The following is a 15,026-nucleotide window of genomic DNA, read 5'->3' on the forward strand; positions in this document are numbered from 1 at the left end:
GCCCCGGGCGGCCCGGACGCACAGCTAGGGTGGACGCGTGACCACGCCAGCGCATCAGCGTCCGCTCAGGATCGTCCTCGCACCCGACTCCCTCAAGGGCAGCCTTCCCGCGGGGGAGGCTGCCCTCGCCATGTCCGCCGGTGTGAGGGCGGCCGCCGCCCGCCAGGGCCACCCGGCGCCCGACGTCGTCCTGGCCCCCCTCGCCGACGGCGGTGAGGGGACGCTCGACGCCCTCCTCGCGGCCTGGCACGTGGGGGCGCGGACCACGGCCTGCCACGACGCCGCCGGCCGGGCGCGGACCGCGCGCTACGGCATCTCCGAGGACCACGGCGCGCCCGGTGCCCCGGTCCGGGGCGTCCTCGAGGCGGCGGAGGCCAACGGCCTGCCGCTGGTCGCCGACCGGCCCCTCGACGCCCTCGCCGCCACCAGCTACGGCGTGGGCGAGATCGCGGTCCGCCTCCTCGACGACGGCGCGGACGAGATCCTGCTGTGCATCGGCGGGTCGGCGACGACCGACGGCGGTGCCGGCCTCCTGGCAGCCCTCGGGGCCCGCTTCCTCGATGCCGACGGCGCCCCCCTCGCCCCCGGCGGCGGCGCGCTGGGCGCCCTCGCGACGATCGACGTGACCCGGCTCCACCCCCGCGCCCGTGCCGTCCGCTGGCGTATCGCCGTCGACGTCGACAACCCCCTGTGCGGACCACGCGGCGCCGCGACGGTGTTCGGGCCGCAGAAGGGCGCGACGCCCGACGACGTCGTCGTCCTCGAAGCAGGCCTCACCCGCCTGGCGCGGGTGGTCGCCGGATCGACCGGCGTCGACATGCTCGACGTGCCGGGGGCGGGCGCGGCCGGCGGGCTCCCCGCCGTGCTCGTCCCCTTCCTCGGCGCCGAGATCGTGCCCGGCTCCGCCCTCGTGGCCGACGCCGTCGGACTCGCCGGCGCCCTCGCCCACGCGGACCTCGTGCTCACGGGCGAGGGCTCCTTCGACTCCCAGTCGCTCGGCGGGAAAGTGGTCCACGCCGTCCTGGCGGCCGCCCCCGCCGCGTGCGCCGTCGTGGTGATCGCCGGACGCGTCCAGCTCTCGGCCGCCCAGGTGCAGGACGCCGGACTGGCGGCGGCCTTCTCCCTGGCCACCGGGCCCATGGCCCTCGACGAGCTGATCGACGGGGCCGGGGCCCTGATGGAGGATGCCGCCGCGCAGGTCTACGGCGTCTTCAGCGCAGGCCGGGGCCGGATGTACGGCTAGACCGTGATCTCGCGCTTGAGGATCTTGCCCGTGGGCCCCTTGGGCAGCGCCTCGACGAGCACCACGCGGCGCGGGTACTTGTAGGCGGCCACGCGCTCCTTCGCGAAGGCGGTGATCTCCGCCGCGAGGGCCTCCCGGGCGGCGTCGTCGGCCGGTGCGTGCTCTGCCCGGACGCCGATGACCGCGACGATCTCCTCGCCGTGGAGGTCGTCCGGCACCCCGATCACCGCGGCTTCCGCGACGGCGGGGTGCTCGTACAGGACCTCCTCGACCTCCCGCGGGTACACGTTGTAGCCGCCGCGGAGAATCACGTCCTTCTTGCGGTCCACGATGAAGATGAGGCCGTCCTCGTCCACGCGGGCCAGGTCCCCCGTGCGGAACCAGCCGTCGGGGATGGCCGCCTCCGTGGCGTCCGCGTTCTCCCAGTAGCCCTTCATCACGCAGTGGCCGCGCACGGCGAGTTCCCCCACCTCGCCCTGGGGCACCTCGGCGCCCTGCGGGTCGAGCATCCGCACCTCGACGCCGTCCACCGGGGTGCCGATGGAACCGGGCTTGCGGAGCTGTCCCACGCGGTTGAAGCTCACGATCGGGGAGGTCTCGGACAGGCCGTAGCCCTCCAGCAGGTCCGCCTTGAACACGCGCTCGAACTCGTGCAGCACCTCGACCGGCAGCGCGGACCCGCCGGACACGGCCACGCGCACGGAGGACAGGTCCGTGCCGGCGACGTCCGGGTGGCGCAGCATCGCGACGTACATGGTCGGGACGCCCTCGAAGACCGTCACGCGGTCCCGCTGGATGATCTCGAGCGCCTTGCCCGGCTCGAAGCGGGGGAGCAGGGTCACGGTGGCGCCGGTCAGCACCGCGGCGTTCAGCGCGCAGGTCTGCCCGAAGATGTGGAAGAACGGCAGGCCCCCGAAGAGGACCTCGCCCTCCTTCGTCCCCATGAGGTCGCGGGAGATCTCCGTGTTCCGGGAGAGATTGGTGTGGGAGAGCGTGGCGCCCTTGGGCCGCCCGGTGGTCCCGGACGTGTACAGCACGACGGCGGTGTCCTCACCGTCGAGGTCGACGACGCCCGGCGTCGGCTCGGCCGCGGAGACGCGCTGCATGAAGGCGCCGCCGTCGACCGTCACCACGGCGACCTCGCCGCCCGTCCCGGTACCGGAGGCCTCGGCGCCGGCCTGCGCCTCGGCGATGATGCCCTCCCAGGCGAACACGAGCTTCGCGCCGGAGTCGGTGAGGTGGTAGGCCACCTCGCGCCCCTTGAGGAGCGGATTCAGCGGGACCACGACGGCGCCGGCCCGGAGGACGCCGTAGTAGACGAATGCCATCTGCGGAATATTCGGCATGATGAGGGCCACGCGGTCACCGCGCTGCACCCCGTGCTCCGCGAGGAGCGTGGCGACCTTCTGGCTGAGCACCTCGAGGGCGCCGAAGGTGACCTCGACGTCGTCGAGCTTGATGGCCACCGCCGAGGGGCTCCTCGTCGCAGTGGCCACGAGGTTGTTGGCGAGGTTCGACACGCGATCTCCTTTGATCTCTCAACGCTTCGCTGCAGGGATCCTGCAACTGCCGGTACGGATGTTACCGGTGGGTAGAAGTCTGTGGGATCGGGGGCCTCCACGCAACAGGACCCTCCCCGGGGGTGAACTGCTCCCCGGAGAGGGTCCTGTGACGTAGGGTCCGAGGCTACCGGACGCCGCTCATGGCCTTCCGGATCGCCGGGGCTCCCGCGAGCAGCGCCGCGCCCAGGATGATCGCCGTGACGCCGCTGAACGCGAAGTACGGCACCTCCGTCTGCTCGGAGTAGAGGCCCGCGAGCAGGCCGGACACCGTGGTGCCGAGCGAGATGGAGAGGAAGAACAGGGCGAGCATCTGGGTGCGGAACGCCTCGGGCGCGAGCTTGGTGGTCACGGACAGGCCGATGGGGGAGATGAACAGCTCCGCGAAGGTGAACAGCAGCAGGATCCCGGCGAGGCCGATCAGCGGTGTGCTGTTGGGCCCGCCCCCCGCGAAGGGGATGAAGGCGAGGAACGCGATGCCCATGACGATCAGGCCGAGGGAGAACTTCACGGGCGAGGACGGCTGGCGGCTGCCGAGCCGCGTCCACAGGGTGGCGAAGATCCCGGCGAAGATGATGATGAAGACGGGGTTGATGGACTGCACCATGCCGGGGGGCATCTCCCACCCGAACAGGTTCCTGTCCAGGCGGCTCTCCGAGTAGAGCGCCACCACGGTGAACTGCTGCTGGAACAGGGACCAGAACGCGGCGCTGGCCACGAAGAGGGGCATGAAGGAGTAGACGCGGCGTCGCTCGACGCCGGAGACCTTGCTGCTCGAGAGGATCACCGCGAAGTAGGCGATGGTCGCCGCGATCGCCGTGTACGCCATGACGTCGGCCAGGTTGCCGGCGTTGAGGAGGCCGGTGGCCAGGGCCGCGCCGAGGAGTGCGACGGTGGCGGCGGCGATGCCGATCCAGCGCGGGTACTCGGCACGGGGCAGGGGGTTCTCGACCTGGTGCGCCTCCGCCGGGAGGCCCTTGCGGGAGAGGGAGTACTGGATCAGCCCTGCAGCCATGCCGACGGCGGCCAGGCCGAAGCCCACATGGAAGCCGTAGGCGGCCCAGGCCAGGTTCGTCAGCAGCGGGCCCACGAGGGCGCCGATGTTGATGCCCATGTAGAAGATGGAGAATCCGGCGTCGCGCCGGTCGTCCCCCGACCGGTAGAGCGTGCCGACGAGCGAGGAGGCGTTCGCCTTGAGCCCGCCCGAGCCGACGCCCACCAGCACCAGGCCGGTCGCGAGGCCCAGCACGCCGGGCAGCAGCGCGAGGGCGATGTGCCCGCCCATGATGACGATGGCCGAGACGAACAGCACCCGCTCCGAGCCGAACACGCGGTCGGCGAGCCACGCGCCGAGGATCGTCGAGAGGTAGACGCCGCCGCCGTACGCGCCCACGAGCCCGGCCGCGAGCGCCGGATCGAAGCCCAGGCCGCCCTCGGCGAGGGAGTACGTCATGTAGTAGAGGAGCAGCGCCTGCATCCCGTAGAACGAGAACCGCTCCCACAGTTCGACGCTGAACAGGTTGGCCAGCATGCGCGGGTGGCCGAGGAAGGTCTTCCCGCCGGTGTCGACGGTGCGCTGCGTAGTACTCATTCTTTCCATGGTGCCGCGCGGAACCGGAGATGCAAAATCGCGGGACTACTGCCGATGTGCCTCGATGTGTGCTGCCGCGGCGAGGAGTTGCGCCTCCTCCCCGGGCCGGCCGATGAGCTGCACGCTCATCGACAGGCCGTCGGGCAGGCGCAGGGTCGGCACGGTCACGGCCGGCAGGCCGCAGACATTCACCATCGAGGTGTAGGGCGAGTACTGGCACTGCCGCACGTAGTCGGTGTCGCCGCCGGCATCCGTGTACCAGCCGATCGGTCGCGGCGTCATGGCGAGTGCCGGCGTCAGGATCATGTCGTAGCGGGAATACTGCTCGATCGTGTCGTGCTCGAACTGCCGCAGGACGTCGACGGCGCCCGCGAGGTCCGCCGCGCTGCGTCCCAGGGCCCGGCGCCGCAGCACCCGCGTGATGTCCGTCAGCCGGTCCTCGCGGTCGTCGGGGATCGGGGCCGTGGCCAGTCCGGCCGTCCAGACGAGCTGGAAGGCGTCGTGGTAGCGCGGATCGTAGGACAGGTCGGCGTCGACCAGGTCGTGGCCGGCGCGCTGCAGCGTCCGGATGCCGGCGGTGAACGCGTCCGTCGCCGCGCTGTCCAGGCCGATCTCCAGGGCTCCGGCGAAGGGCGACGCCGTGCTGACGCCGATGCGGAAGCGCCCTTCCGCGCGGAGGGCCGCGTCCGTGAAGGAGCCCGGGTAGCGGGAGGCCGCGCTCGTGGGCCGGTAGTTCGGTTCCTGCACCAGCGCGTCGAGCAGCAGTGCGGCATCCACCGCGGAGCGCGCGAGGGGGCCGGCGACCACCAGCTGCCCCAGGTCGGCCTGCCCGGACCCCGACGGGACGCGGCCCCGATTGGGCTTGAGGCCCACCAGGCCGGTGGCCGCCGCGGGGATGCGGATCGATCCCCCGCCGTCGGTCCCGGGCGCGAACGGGATCATCAGCGCCGCCACCGCGGCGGCGCTGCCGCCGGAGGAGCCGCCCGGGCTGAGCCGGCGGTCGAGGGGGTTGCGGGCCGGCGGGGCGATCCGGTTCTCGCTGTAGCAGCTCAGCCCGAACTCGGGCACCTGGGTCTTGCCGAGGCTCACGGCCCCGGCCCGCCGCAGCACCGCGGCGAGGGGGGCGTCCTGCCCGGCGACGGCGTGCTCGAGGGCGGCCGTGCCCAGCGTGGTCCGCACGCCGGCGACGTCGGTGAGGTCCTTGTGCGCGAGCGGCATGCCGTGCAGGGGCCCGAGGGGCGCACCGGAGGCACGGACGCTGTCGGCGTTGTCCGCGGCGTCGAGGGCGTCCTCGTGCGTGACCGTGAGGAACGAGTTGAGCTCGGGGTCCAGGGCGTCGATCCGCCGGAGGAAGTGCTCGGTGACCTCCCGGGCGCCGGCGGCACCGCGCGCCAGGGCGTCCCGGAGGGTGAGTGCGGAGAGTTCGTGGAGTTCGCTCATCAGGGACCACTATAGGAGCCGCCGCGGGGCGGGGGCCGACCGTAGCAATGGCGACGCCCCGCCGGCCCGTGAAAAGGTAGGCGCATGAGCGAAATCCAGAACGTACCGGTGACGGCAGTACCCGACGACGCACGCATCCTCGACGTCCGGGAGCAGTACGAGTGGGAGGCCGGGCACGTGGCCGGCGCGCTGCACGTCCCCCTCGAGGAGCTGCCGGCCCGGCTCGGGGAACTGGACCCGGACGAGGACCTGCACGTGATCTGCCGCAGCGGTGGCAGGTCGCAGCGCGCCGCCGAATGGCTGGAGGGGAACGGCTACACCGCCGTCAACGTGAGCGGGGGCATGGGCGCCTGGCTCGAGGCCGGGAAGCCGATGGTCTCCGAGGTGGGCGGCGAGCCCACGGTCCTGTGACCGGCACCGCCCGGACGGACCGTCCCTCCTACGCGTACCTGGGACCCGAGGGGACCTTCACCGAGGCCGCACTGCTCCAGGTGCCGGGTGCGGACGCCGCCCGCCGCGTCCCCGCCGCGACGGTGGGGGCCGCGCTCGACGCCGTCCGCGCCCGCTCCGTCGACGCCGCGATGGTGCCCATCGAGAACTCGGTCGAGGGCGGGGTGAGTGCCACCCTGGACGCCATCGCCGTGGGGGAGCCGCTGCGCATCCTGCGCGAGGAGCTCGTGCCCATCACGTTCGTCCTCGCCGCGCGGCCCGGCACCACCCCGGACGGGGTCCGGCGCATCGCGACGCACGGGCACGCGTGGGCGCAGTGCCGGAACTGGGTCGACGCCCACGTGCGGGACGCGGAGTACTTCCCGTCGTCGTCGACCGCGGCGGCCGCCTTCGGCCTCGCCGGGGACGAGCACGCCTACGACGCGGCGATCTGCTCGCCGCTCGTGGCCGAACGCCTCGGCCTGGCCGTGCTCGCCACGGACATCGGGGACGTCACCGACGCCGTCACCCGCTTCATCCTGGTGGGCACGCCGGATGCCCTGCCCCCGCGCACGGGAGCGGACAAGACCACCCTCGTGATCCCCCTGCCGGACGACCACCCCGGCGCCCTCATGCAGATCCTCGACCAGTTCGCGGCGCGGGGCGTGAACCTGAGCCGCATCGAGTCGCGGCCCACCGGGCAGTTCCTCGGCGACTACTTCTTCAGCGTGGACGCCGACGGCCACGTGGAGGATGCCCGGGTGGCCGACGCCCTCAAGGGCCTGCACCGCATCAGCCCCGGCCTGCGGTTCCTCGGCTCCTACGCCCGCGCCGACCGCCGCTCGCCGGCCGTGGAACGCCACACCTCCGACGACGCCTTCGGGGCTGCCGACGCCTGGCTGGAGGACATCGTCCGGGGCGGGAGGGCGGCCGAGCGGGGAGGAGCTGAAACACAGTAGGCTTAGTATCGAAGGTCCTCCTCCCACCGAAGGCTGGTTCCACGATGGCTCGATTGCGGCGCAGCAATACGCGCAGGCCCGGTATCACCCGCCGCCGGCACGGCAAGGGCTTCAGCTACCGCGCACCCGACGGCGCGCTCCTCCAGGACCGCGCCGAGGTGGAGCGCATCAGGGAACTGGTGATCCCGCCGGCGTGGAAGGACGTGTGGATCGCGCCCTACCCCAACGGCCATGTCCAGGCCATCGGGACGGACGACGCCGGCCGGCGGCAGTACATGTACCACCCGGCGTGGCGTGAGCAGAAGGACCGCGAGAAGTTCGACCGCGCCCTGGACTTCGGCACGAAACTGCCGAGCGCCCGCCGCGCCATCACCCAGCACCTCCGCAGCGACGGCGTCCCCAGGGAACGCGCCTTCGCCGCCGCGCTCCGGATCGTCGACGCCGGGGCCCTGAGGATCGGCTCGGCCCAGTACGCGGAGGCCAACGGGTCCTTCGGTGTCACGACCCTCCTGGTGGAGCACTGCACCGTGGAGGGGCCCGTCATCCTGTTCGACTTCCCCGGCAAGAGCGGCCAGCTGTGGGACACCCGCCTGGAGGACGAGGACCTCGCCGAGGCGCTGCGTCCCATGCTGGAGCGCGAGGACCCCGACACGGTCCTCGCCTACCGGACGGAGGACGGCGCGTGGCACCACGTGGACGGCTCCCAGCTCAACGAGTTCCTGCGGCAGGTCACCGGCGGGCCGTTCACGGCCAAGGACTTCCGGACGTGGCAGGCCACCGTCGTCGCCGCCATGGCCCTCGCCAAGGAGGACCTCGGTGCCACGACCCGCACCGCACGGCAGAAGGCCGTCAGTGCCACCATGCGGGCCGTCGCCGACCACCTGGGCAACACCCCCACCGTGGCCAGGAGTTCCTATGTGGACCCGCGGCTCGTGGACCGCTTCATGAGCGGCGAGGTCATCCCCATCACCTCCTACTCGGCGTCGGAGAAGGCCGTGCAGGAACTGCTGCGCGACTGACGCCGAGCATTTCCAACCATCCCGTTCCTCAGTACGCTGGCAGCGGGCGCCCAACGAGGAGCGCATCCTCCGATGAAAGGCAGCATCATGACCGAGAACTCGCACGACGGACACATCGTGAACCCCAACAAGGGTGACGGCTCGACGTCGGACCCCAACTGGCACGGCGACGCCGGCGACCAGGGCAACGACCTCCGCTTCGCCGAGGAGCAGGCGCTGATCAACGAGCAGGCCGAGGGCGGCCCGGCGGAGGCCGAGGACGCCGTCGAGCACGAGGGCCACTACACCAGTGCCGAACCCGCGGGCGAGTCCGGCGGCTACACCTCCGCCGAGAATCCGGCCGAGGAGGGCGAGTACACCGACAAGGACCGCCCGCTCATCGACAAGCCCCACGGTGAGGGCGAGTACACCGACCGCGACCGCTAGGAGCGGTCGGAGGACCCCTGCCCGGCGAGGCGCAGGCGCCCCCGCCAGGACGGGAACGACAGCGCCGGAGCGGACCCCGGTGGTCCGGGGACCGGTGGCGGCACCCGGACCACCAGGGCGCCGGGATCCGCGCGGGCCGTCAGCGAGGTGATCGTCCCCGATGCGTCGCCGTCGAGCTGCGTGGCGATCGGCTCGCCGGACCACACGGTGACCTCCCGGACGCGGTAGTAGCTGATCACGGGGGTGCCGCCGCGGTGACGGAGGAGGATCTTCGCGGCCATGAACGTCCAGCCGAGCAGGCTGCGCGGACTGAGCACGACGACGTCGAGATAGCCGTCGTCGATCCGTGCGTCGGGCACGAAGTCCACGCCCGCCGGCAGCTTGCCGCAGTTGGCGACCAGCAGGCTGCGCACCTTCCGGGTCTGCGGGGGCTGGCCGTCCAGGCTGATCGCGACCCGCCGCCGCCGGCCGGGCAGGTGCCGCACGCCCGCCTCGCTGTAGGCGAGCCAGCCGTACTTCTCCTTGAGGTCGTCCTTGGTGGCCGCCATGACGCTCGCGTCGAAACCGATCCCGCCCATCACGAGGAAGGGATACTCCGACGCCGTCATCGTGTGCTCGTTGCGGAGCATGATCCGCGCCATGTCGATCCGCCGCTCGAAGCCGTGCAGCGCGAAGCGGAGGCACCCGGCGACGTCGTTGTACGGCAGGCCGAGATTGCGCACCAGCAGGTTGCCGGTCCCGAGCGGCAGCAGGCCGAGGGCCGCGGGCTGATGCGCGAGGGCCCGTGCCACGGCGCGCACCGTCCCGTCGCCGCCCGCCGCGATCACGAGGTCCGCCCCGGCCGCCAGCGCCTGCTCCGCCTGGCCCGTACCCGGGTCCTCGAGCGTGGTCTCGAGGATGAGCGGAGGCCTCCAGCCGGCGTCGGAGCACGCCTGTTCCACCAGGGCCCGCGTGGCCGCGGCCTGCAGCTTGGTGGGATTCAGGACGAGGGCCACGCGCTGCGGTGTGTCGTCCACCGGTATGGGTTCATGGACGGACGGGGCAGGCGTCCGGGTCTGCTGGAGGCGCCGCACGGACCAGAACGACTGGATGGACGCGACGGCGGCGGACGCCGCGGCGGTCCCGGCGAGCAGTTTGCGGCGCATGATCACCCACAATAGCGGCCCGTCCTGCCGGGCCGGGCGGGCACCGGAGGTTGGGTAGTCTTAGCGGGTGATCGACGTCAACGACCTCCGCCTGAATCCCGAGCAGTTCCGAGCATCGCAGCGTGCCCGCAGGGCGGACGAGTCGCTGGTCGACGCCGTCCTCGCCGCCGACACGCACCGCCGGGAGTCCGTGACGGCCTACGAGACGCTCCGCGCCGAGCAGAACGCCTTCGGCAAGCGGGTGGCCCAGGCCCGGGGCGAGGAGAAGCAGGCGCTGCTCGCCGAGGTCAGGGAGCTCGCCGGCGCCGTGAAGGCGGCCGCAGCGGCGTCCGAGGAGGCCAAGGCCGCGCAGGAGACGCTGCTGCGGAAACTCCCCAACCTCGTGCAGGACGGCGTCCCCTCCGGTGGCGAGGCCGACTACGTGGTCGTCAGGACGGTGGGGACCCCCCGCGACTTCACGGCCGAGGGCTTCGAACCCCGCGACCACCTCGAGATCGGTGAGCTGATCGGGGCGATCGACATGGAGCGGGGCGCCAAGGTCTCCGGATCGCGCTTCTACTTCCTGAAGGGCGTGGGCGCGCGCCTCGAGCTGGCCCTGCTGCGGATGGCGCTGGACCAGGCGATGGAGGCGGGCTTCACGCCCATGATCACCCCCACCCTCGTACGCCCCGAGACCATGCAGGGCACCGGTTTCGACATCGCCCACGACGCCGAGATCTACCGGCTCGAGGAGGACGACCTCTACCTCGTGGGCACCTCCGAGGTGGCCCTCGCCGGGTACCACTCCGACGAGATCCTCGACCTCGGCGCGGGCCCCCTGCGCTATGCGGGCTGGTCCTCCTGCTACCGCCGCGAGGCGGGCTCGCACGGCAAGGACACCCGCGGGATCATCCGCGTGCACCAGTTCAACAAGGTGGAGATGTTCACCTACACCACGGTGGAGGACGCCGCGGCGGAGCACGGGCGCATGCTGGCCTGGGAGGAGGAGATGCTCGCGAAGGTGGAGCTGCCCTACCGGGTCATCGACACCGCTGCCGGTGACCTCGGGATGTCCGCCGCCCGCAAGTTCGACTGCGAGGCGTGGGTCCCCACGCAGGGCGACTACCGCGAGCTGACCTCGACGTCGAACTGCACCACCTTCCAGTCGCGCCGCCTGAACATCCGCGAACGCCAGGAGGGGGAGGGCCAGAAGGGCACGCGCGCCGTCGCGACCCTCAACGGGACCCTCGCCACCACGCGCTGGATCGTCGCGATCCTCGAGCACCACCAGAACCCGGACGGCTCGGTGACGGTCCCCGCCGCCCTGCGTCCGTACCTGAACGGACTGGAAATCCTTCCCGTACTGTGAGCGCTGCCCTACCCGGAGGTCGGGGGCGTCTGCTTCACTAAGAGGTATGACTACCCTGATCAATGCCGGCATCGATGACCGGCAGGAAAACCGTACACAGCATCTGGTCGCCCTCGACGTCGACGGTACCCTCGTGGATCACGAGGGCAACATGACGGACGAGGTCCGCGACGCAGCCCGGGCCGTCCTCGACGCCGGGCACGACGTCATCATCGCCACGGGGCGATCCCTCGGGGCCACGCTGCCCGTGATCGAACACCTCGGCATCACGCGGGGCTACGCCGTGTGCTCCAACGGGGGCGTCACGCTGAGGCTCGATCCCGCCCTTTCGGCAGGGTTCGAGGTCGTCGACCGCGTGACCTTCGACCCGAAACCCGCCCTCAGCGCGCTGCGGCACCGCCTGCCGTCCGCCAAGTACGCGCTCGAGGACGACCGCGGCAGGTTCCTCTCGACCGAGAGCTTCCAGGACGCGAGCTTCGGCTCGGAAGCGGAGAGCGTGGGGTTCGAGGAGATGCTCGAGTCACGCGCCGTGCGCGTCGTGGTCTTCAGCACCGACAGTTCGGCCGAGGAGTTCGGCGAGGCCGTCGCAGCCATCGGCCTGCACGGCGTCACCTACTCGGTGGGCTGGACCGCGTGGCTCGACATCGCCGCGTCGGGCGTCACGAAGGCCAGCGCCCTGGAGGTCCTCCGGGACCGCCTCGGGACGGCCCCGTCGCTCACGGTCGCCGTGGGCGACGGCCGCAACGACATCGAGATGCTCCAGTGGGCCGGGCGCGGCGTCGCCATGGGGCAGGCGCCGGACGAGGTCCGCTCCGCCGCCTCGGAGGTCACGGGCAGCGTGTACGACGACGGCGCGGCGAAGGTCCTCCGCTCCCTGATCTGACCCCGGGCACCAGCGGCTGGTCCTGCGGATCAGTAGGCCAGGGCCGCGGAGGGGAGCGACGCAGGACCGTGCGCGAGGTCCAGCAGCCGCGCCGCTGCGGGCCGCGTGGCCCACTCCTCCGTCCAGTGGGACCGGACGACGGCCCGGCTGACGGCCTGCGTGGTGATCCCCAGTTCCTGCGCCACGAACTTCTGCTGTCCCCGTGCGCCCGGCGTCATGAGGTCCACGACGGCCCATTCGGCGTCCGTCCGCGTGGCGACGATCTGCCCGAGCAGCCGCAGCACGGCCTCCGCCTCGGCGGCGATGCCGCCGTCCGGCCCCTCGACCGCGAGCGGGATCCGCTCGCCGGTCCTCCGGGCCCTGTCGACCGCGCGGCGTGCGTACACGAGGCCGTAGCCCTCGGCGTCCACGAGGCGTTCGGGCACCGGGGGCGTCAGGCCGCCGCCGCCGATGCCGACGTGCCAGCGCCGGTGGCGGAGGGCGCGGAGCGCCGCCTCCACCGCCGCCGTCGCCGAGTCCACCACGCCCTGCACCTCGTCACCGACCGACCGCTGGAACGGCACCGCGGCGGGCACATGGCGCAGGTCCCTCAGCAGGTCGGCGGTGAGGTCCCCGACCTCACGCGAATCGCGCTGGTTGATCGTCAGGACGAAGTGCATTGCATCAGTATGGAGTCCCGGGGCCGCGAATCAACGCAAGTGCGTTGATTTCGCGCGGCTCCCGGAGCCCGGACACGGGAGAGCCCCCGCCCTCCTCCCCCGAGGGGGACCGACGGCGGGGGGCTCCGGGCAGGCTCCTGCCTAGCGTCCCTCGGGCGTCTCCGTGGCGTTCTTCGCCTCGACGTCGACGGAACGGCCCTGCGGCTCGTCCTCCGCGCTCGCATCGCCGAGGTCCTTGAAGCGCTGGAGGGAGGCCGCGACCTCCGCCTCGGCCTCCTCACGGCCCGCCCAGTCCGCGGCCTCGACCCACTTGCCCGGCTCGAGGTCCTTGTACTTCGTGAAGAAGTGCTTGATCTCGTCGAGCAGGAAGTCCGAGACGTCGGACAGGTCCTTGATGTGGTCGAAGCGCGGGTCGACGGGCACGCAGAGCACCTTGGCGTCCCCGCCGCCGTCGTCGGTCATGTTGAAGACGCCGATGGGGCGCGATTCGACGAGGACTCCCGGGATGAGGTCGAAGTCCTGCAGCATGACCAGCGCGTCCAGCGGGTCGCCGTCCTCGCCGAGCGTGTTCTCGAAGTAGCCGTAGTGCGTGGGGTACTGCATGGCCGTGAACAGGACGCGGTCCAGGCGCAGCCGGTGGGTCTCGTGGTCGATCTCGTACTTGACGCGCGAGCCCTTCGGGATCTCGATGGTGACGTCGAGCTTCATGGCAACTCCTGGGGTAGGTCGATGGTGTCCGCCTGCGGCCGCGCCCTCGGGACAAGGGGGCTCCGCCGGTCTACTGTTTGATCGTCAGCCCTAACATATCGGTCGTCCGCCGGTACCCGGGCATTTCCCGTACCTGCTGTGCTCCTCCCCGCACCGCGCGAAAGGACACCCCGTGCGCCCGCTCCGCCTGCTGACCGGCCTCCTCCTGGTCCTGGTCATGGCAGCGGTCGCGGTCCCCGTGGCCACCCATCTCACGCCGGGCGTGCTGGCCGCGGTGGCCCCGGCGCCCGTGCCGGCACCACCGGTCACGCCGGCAGCCCAGGTCCCGCCGACGGCCGTCGCGGTGCCCGACGTCGTCACCCCGCTCTCGCCGTCCGCGCCGGTGCCGGACCCGGCGGTGCTGGGGCCGGAGCTCGACGCCGCCCTCCGGATCCCGGGGGCGGGCACCTTCGCCGGGACCGTCGTCGACTCCACGGACGGCAGCGTCCTCTACGCCCGGGACGCCGGACGCCTCCAGGCCCCGGCCTCCAACATCAAGCTCCTCACGGCGGTGGCCGCCATGACGTTCGGACAGCCGGGGCAGGTGCTGACGACGTCGGTCCTCGGCGCGGAATCCACGCCCGGAGCCCTGTACCTCCACGGCGGCGGCGACGTCCTCCTCGGCTCCGGCGCGTCGGACCCGGACGCCGTCGTCGGGCGTGCCGGCCTCGGGACCCTCGCCGCGGAGGCGGCCGCCGCCATGCCCGGTCCGGGGACCTACACCGTGTACCTCGACGACACCCTGTTCGTCGGGGCGACCCTCAACCCCACCTGGGCGGAGGGGGACGTGGCGGCCGGCGAGATCGCACCGGTCCACTCCCTGGCCGTCGATTCCGCCTGGCTCGAGGAGGGGCGCCGCGGTGGGCCGCGCTCGCAGGACGCGGCCCTCGATGCGGCCCGCATGTTCGCCGCGGACCTCGTGGCGGCGGCCGCGGACCGCGGGATCGTCGTGGTCCCCGACGTGCAGCGCCGGCCGGCGCCCGAGGACGCCGAGCCGCTCGCGGCCGTGGACTCGGCACCTCTTCAGGACCAGGTCCGGCACATGCTGGAGACCTCCGACAACTACCTCGCGGAGGCCCTGGCCCGCGTCGCCGCACGCGCGAGCGGACGGCCGGCGTCGTCCGGTGGAGCCACGGAGGCGCTCACGGCGGCCGCCGTGGCCACGGGGGTCCCCGGGGACGGGCTGCTGGTCGGGGACGCGGCCGGCCTGTCCACCCGGAACGCCGTCTCACCCGCGCAGCTCGCGGCGCTGATGCGCGGGATCACCACCTCGGAGCTGCCCGGTGTCGCCGGCGTCGCCGGATCGCTGCCCATCGCGGGCCTCACCGGCACCCTCTCCACGCGGTTCACGGCGGAGGACGGCCCCGCCGCCGCCGGTGCGGGCACCGTCCGCGCCAAGACGGGGACGCTCAACGCGGTCACCGGGCTCACCGGGCACGTGGTCACCGCGGACGGGCGCCTCCTCGTGTTCTCCTTCCTCGCGGCCGGGCTGGACGGCACCACGGTCGAGGCACGCGCGGCCGCCGACCGCGCGGCGGCGATCGTCGCCGGGTGCGGCTGCCGCTGACCGTCCTCCGC

Annotated in this window: 14 protein-coding genes; 8 read left to right on the top strand and 6 right to left on the bottom strand. The window is 72.5% G+C overall.

Going from position 1 to position 15,026, the window contains the following annotated elements; all coding sequences use genetic code 11:
• The first annotated feature begins 37 nt into the window (after window positions 1-37).
• Window positions 38-1,243, top strand: a complete 1,206-nt coding sequence (locus MWM45_RS00585; protein WP_247827673.1) for a glycerate kinase — start codon at window positions 38-40, stop codon at window positions 1,241-1,243.
• Here MWM45_RS00585 and MWM45_RS00590 read toward each other — a convergent pair.
• The 3 genes from MWM45_RS00590 to MWM45_RS00600 all read right to left on the bottom strand — a co-directional run bounded on the left by MWM45_RS00590 (window position 1,240) and on the right by MWM45_RS00600 (window position 5,833).
• Window positions 1,240-2,763 carry a long-chain-fatty-acid--CoA ligase gene (locus tag MWM45_RS00590; RefSeq protein WP_247827674.1) on the bottom strand — a complete coding sequence of 508 codons (1,524 nt, stop codon included), beginning with the start codon at window positions 2,761-2,763 and terminating at the stop codon, window positions 1,240-1,242. The genes MWM45_RS00585 and MWM45_RS00590 overlap by 4 nt on opposite strands.
• A gap of 166 nt (window positions 2,764-2,929) precedes the next feature.
• On the bottom strand, window positions 2,930-4,393 hold the full coding sequence (locus MWM45_RS00595; protein ID WP_247827675.1) for a peptide MFS transporter: 1,464 nt from the start codon (window positions 4,391-4,393) through the stop codon (window positions 2,930-2,932).
• A gap of 45 nt (window positions 4,394-4,438) precedes the next feature.
• Window positions 4,439-5,833 carry an amidase gene (locus MWM45_RS00600; RefSeq protein ID WP_247827676.1) on the bottom strand — a complete coding sequence of 465 codons (1,395 nt, stop codon included), beginning with the start codon at window positions 5,831-5,833 and terminating at the stop codon, window positions 4,439-4,441.
• 84 nt (window positions 5,834-5,917) lie between these two features.
• Here MWM45_RS00600 and MWM45_RS00605 point away from each other — a divergent pair, with 84 nt between their 5' ends.
• The 4 genes from MWM45_RS00605 (at window position 5,918) to MWM45_RS00620 (ending at window position 8,666) form a co-directional block, all read left to right on the top strand.
• Window positions 5,918-6,244: a rhodanese-like domain-containing protein gene (locus MWM45_RS00605; RefSeq protein ID WP_043442810.1), complete on the top strand. Its 327-nt coding sequence runs from the start codon at window positions 5,918-5,920 to the stop codon at window positions 6,242-6,244.
• On the top strand, window positions 6,241-7,221 hold the full coding sequence (gene pheA / locus MWM45_RS00610; protein WP_247827677.1) for a prephenate dehydratase: 981 nt from the start codon (window positions 6,241-6,243) through the stop codon (window positions 7,219-7,221). Before MWM45_RS00605 ends, pheA begins: the two co-directional genes overlap by 4 nt.
• A 44-nt stretch (window positions 7,222-7,265) precedes the next feature.
• A complete protein-coding gene (locus MWM45_RS00615) occupies window positions 7,266-8,240 on the top strand; it encodes a DNA topoisomerase IB (RefSeq protein WP_247827678.1) in 975 nt (324 codons plus the stop codon).
• Window positions 8,241-8,327: 87 nt separating this feature from the next.
• Complete coding sequence (locus MWM45_RS00620) at window positions 8,328-8,666, top strand: hypothetical protein (RefSeq protein ID WP_247827679.1); 339 nt, start codon at window positions 8,328-8,330, stop codon at window positions 8,664-8,666.
• On the opposite strand, the gene MWM45_RS00625 is transcribed toward MWM45_RS00620, so the two are convergent.
• Window positions 8,663-9,811, bottom strand: coding sequence for a diacylglycerol/lipid kinase family protein (locus MWM45_RS00625; RefSeq protein ID WP_247827680.1), 1,149 nt, complete (start codon window positions 9,809-9,811; stop codon window positions 8,663-8,665). The genes MWM45_RS00620 and MWM45_RS00625 overlap by 4 nt on opposite strands.
• 67 nt (window positions 9,812-9,878) lie before the next feature.
• Here MWM45_RS00625 and serS point away from each other — a divergent pair, with 67 nt between their 5' ends.
• Together serS and MWM45_RS00635 are read left to right on the top strand one after the other, a co-directional pair.
• A complete protein-coding gene (serS, locus tag MWM45_RS00630; RefSeq protein WP_247827681.1) occupies window positions 9,879-11,159 on the top strand; it encodes a serine--tRNA ligase in 1,281 nt (426 codons plus the stop codon).
• 46 nt (window positions 11,160-11,205) lie between these two features.
• A complete protein-coding gene (locus MWM45_RS00635; RefSeq protein WP_247827682.1) occupies window positions 11,206-12,042 on the top strand; it encodes an HAD family hydrolase in 837 nt (278 codons plus the stop codon).
• Between the two features lie 29 nt (window positions 12,043-12,071).
• On the opposite strand, the gene MWM45_RS00640 is transcribed toward MWM45_RS00635, so the two are convergent.
• Window positions 12,072-12,701, bottom strand: coding sequence for a hypothetical protein (locus MWM45_RS00640; protein WP_247827683.1), 630 nt, complete (start codon window positions 12,699-12,701; stop codon window positions 12,072-12,074).
• A 141-nt stretch (window positions 12,702-12,842) separates the two neighbouring features.
• Window positions 12,843-13,409 (bottom strand): inorganic diphosphatase, encoded by a 567-nt coding sequence (locus tag MWM45_RS00645; RefSeq protein WP_043442822.1) that lies wholly within the window; start codon window positions 13,407-13,409, stop codon window positions 12,843-12,845.
• 172 nt (window positions 13,410-13,581) lie between these two features.
• Here MWM45_RS00645 and dacB point away from each other — a divergent pair, with 172 nt between their 5' ends.
• Complete coding sequence (dacB, locus tag MWM45_RS00650; protein WP_247827684.1) at window positions 13,582-15,015, top strand: D-alanyl-D-alanine carboxypeptidase/D-alanyl-D-alanine endopeptidase; 1,434 nt, start codon at window positions 13,582-13,584, stop codon at window positions 15,013-15,015.
• Window positions 15,016-15,026: the final 11 nt, after the last annotated feature.

It is taken from the genome of Arthrobacter antioxidans (assembly GCF_023100725.1).
Classification (GTDB): Bacteria; Actinomycetota; Actinomycetes; order Actinomycetales; family Micrococcaceae; genus Arthrobacter_D; species Arthrobacter_D antioxidans.

What these genes read in the sequence shown, in the direction of transcription:
- MWM45_RS00595 (WP_247827675.1), bottom strand. Translation starts at nt 4,393, where the DNA reads ATGAGTACTACGCAGCGCACCGTCGACACCGGCGGGAAGACCTTCCTC.
- MWM45_RS00625 (WP_247827680.1), bottom strand. Translation starts at nt 9,811, where the DNA reads ATGCGCCGCAAACTGCTCGCCGGGACCGCCGCGGCGTCCGCCGCCGTC.
- MWM45_RS00605 (WP_043442810.1), top strand. Translation starts at nt 5,918, where the DNA reads ATGAGCGAAATCCAGAACGTACCGGTGACGGCAGTACCCGACGACGCA.
- MWM45_RS00620 (WP_247827679.1), top strand. Translation starts at nt 8,328, where the DNA reads ATGACCGAGAACTCGCACGACGGACACATCGTGAACCCCAACAAGGGT.
- MWM45_RS00635 (WP_247827682.1), top strand. Translation starts at nt 11,206, where the DNA reads ATGACTACCCTGATCAATGCCGGCATCGATGACCGGCAGGAAAACCGT.
- MWM45_RS00600 (WP_247827676.1), bottom strand. Translation starts at nt 5,833, where the DNA reads ATGAGCGAACTCCACGAACTCTCCGCACTCACCCTCCGGGACGCCCTG.
- MWM45_RS00645 (WP_043442822.1), bottom strand. Translation starts at nt 13,409, where the DNA reads ATGAAGCTCGACGTCACCATCGAGATCCCGAAGGGCTCGCGCGTCAAG.
- MWM45_RS00615 (WP_247827678.1), top strand. Translation starts at nt 7,266, where the DNA reads ATGGCTCGATTGCGGCGCAGCAATACGCGCAGGCCCGGTATCACCCGC.
- MWM45_RS00640 (WP_247827683.1), bottom strand. Translation starts at nt 12,701, where the DNA reads ATGCACTTCGTCCTGACGATCAACCAGCGCGATTCGCGTGAGGTCGGG.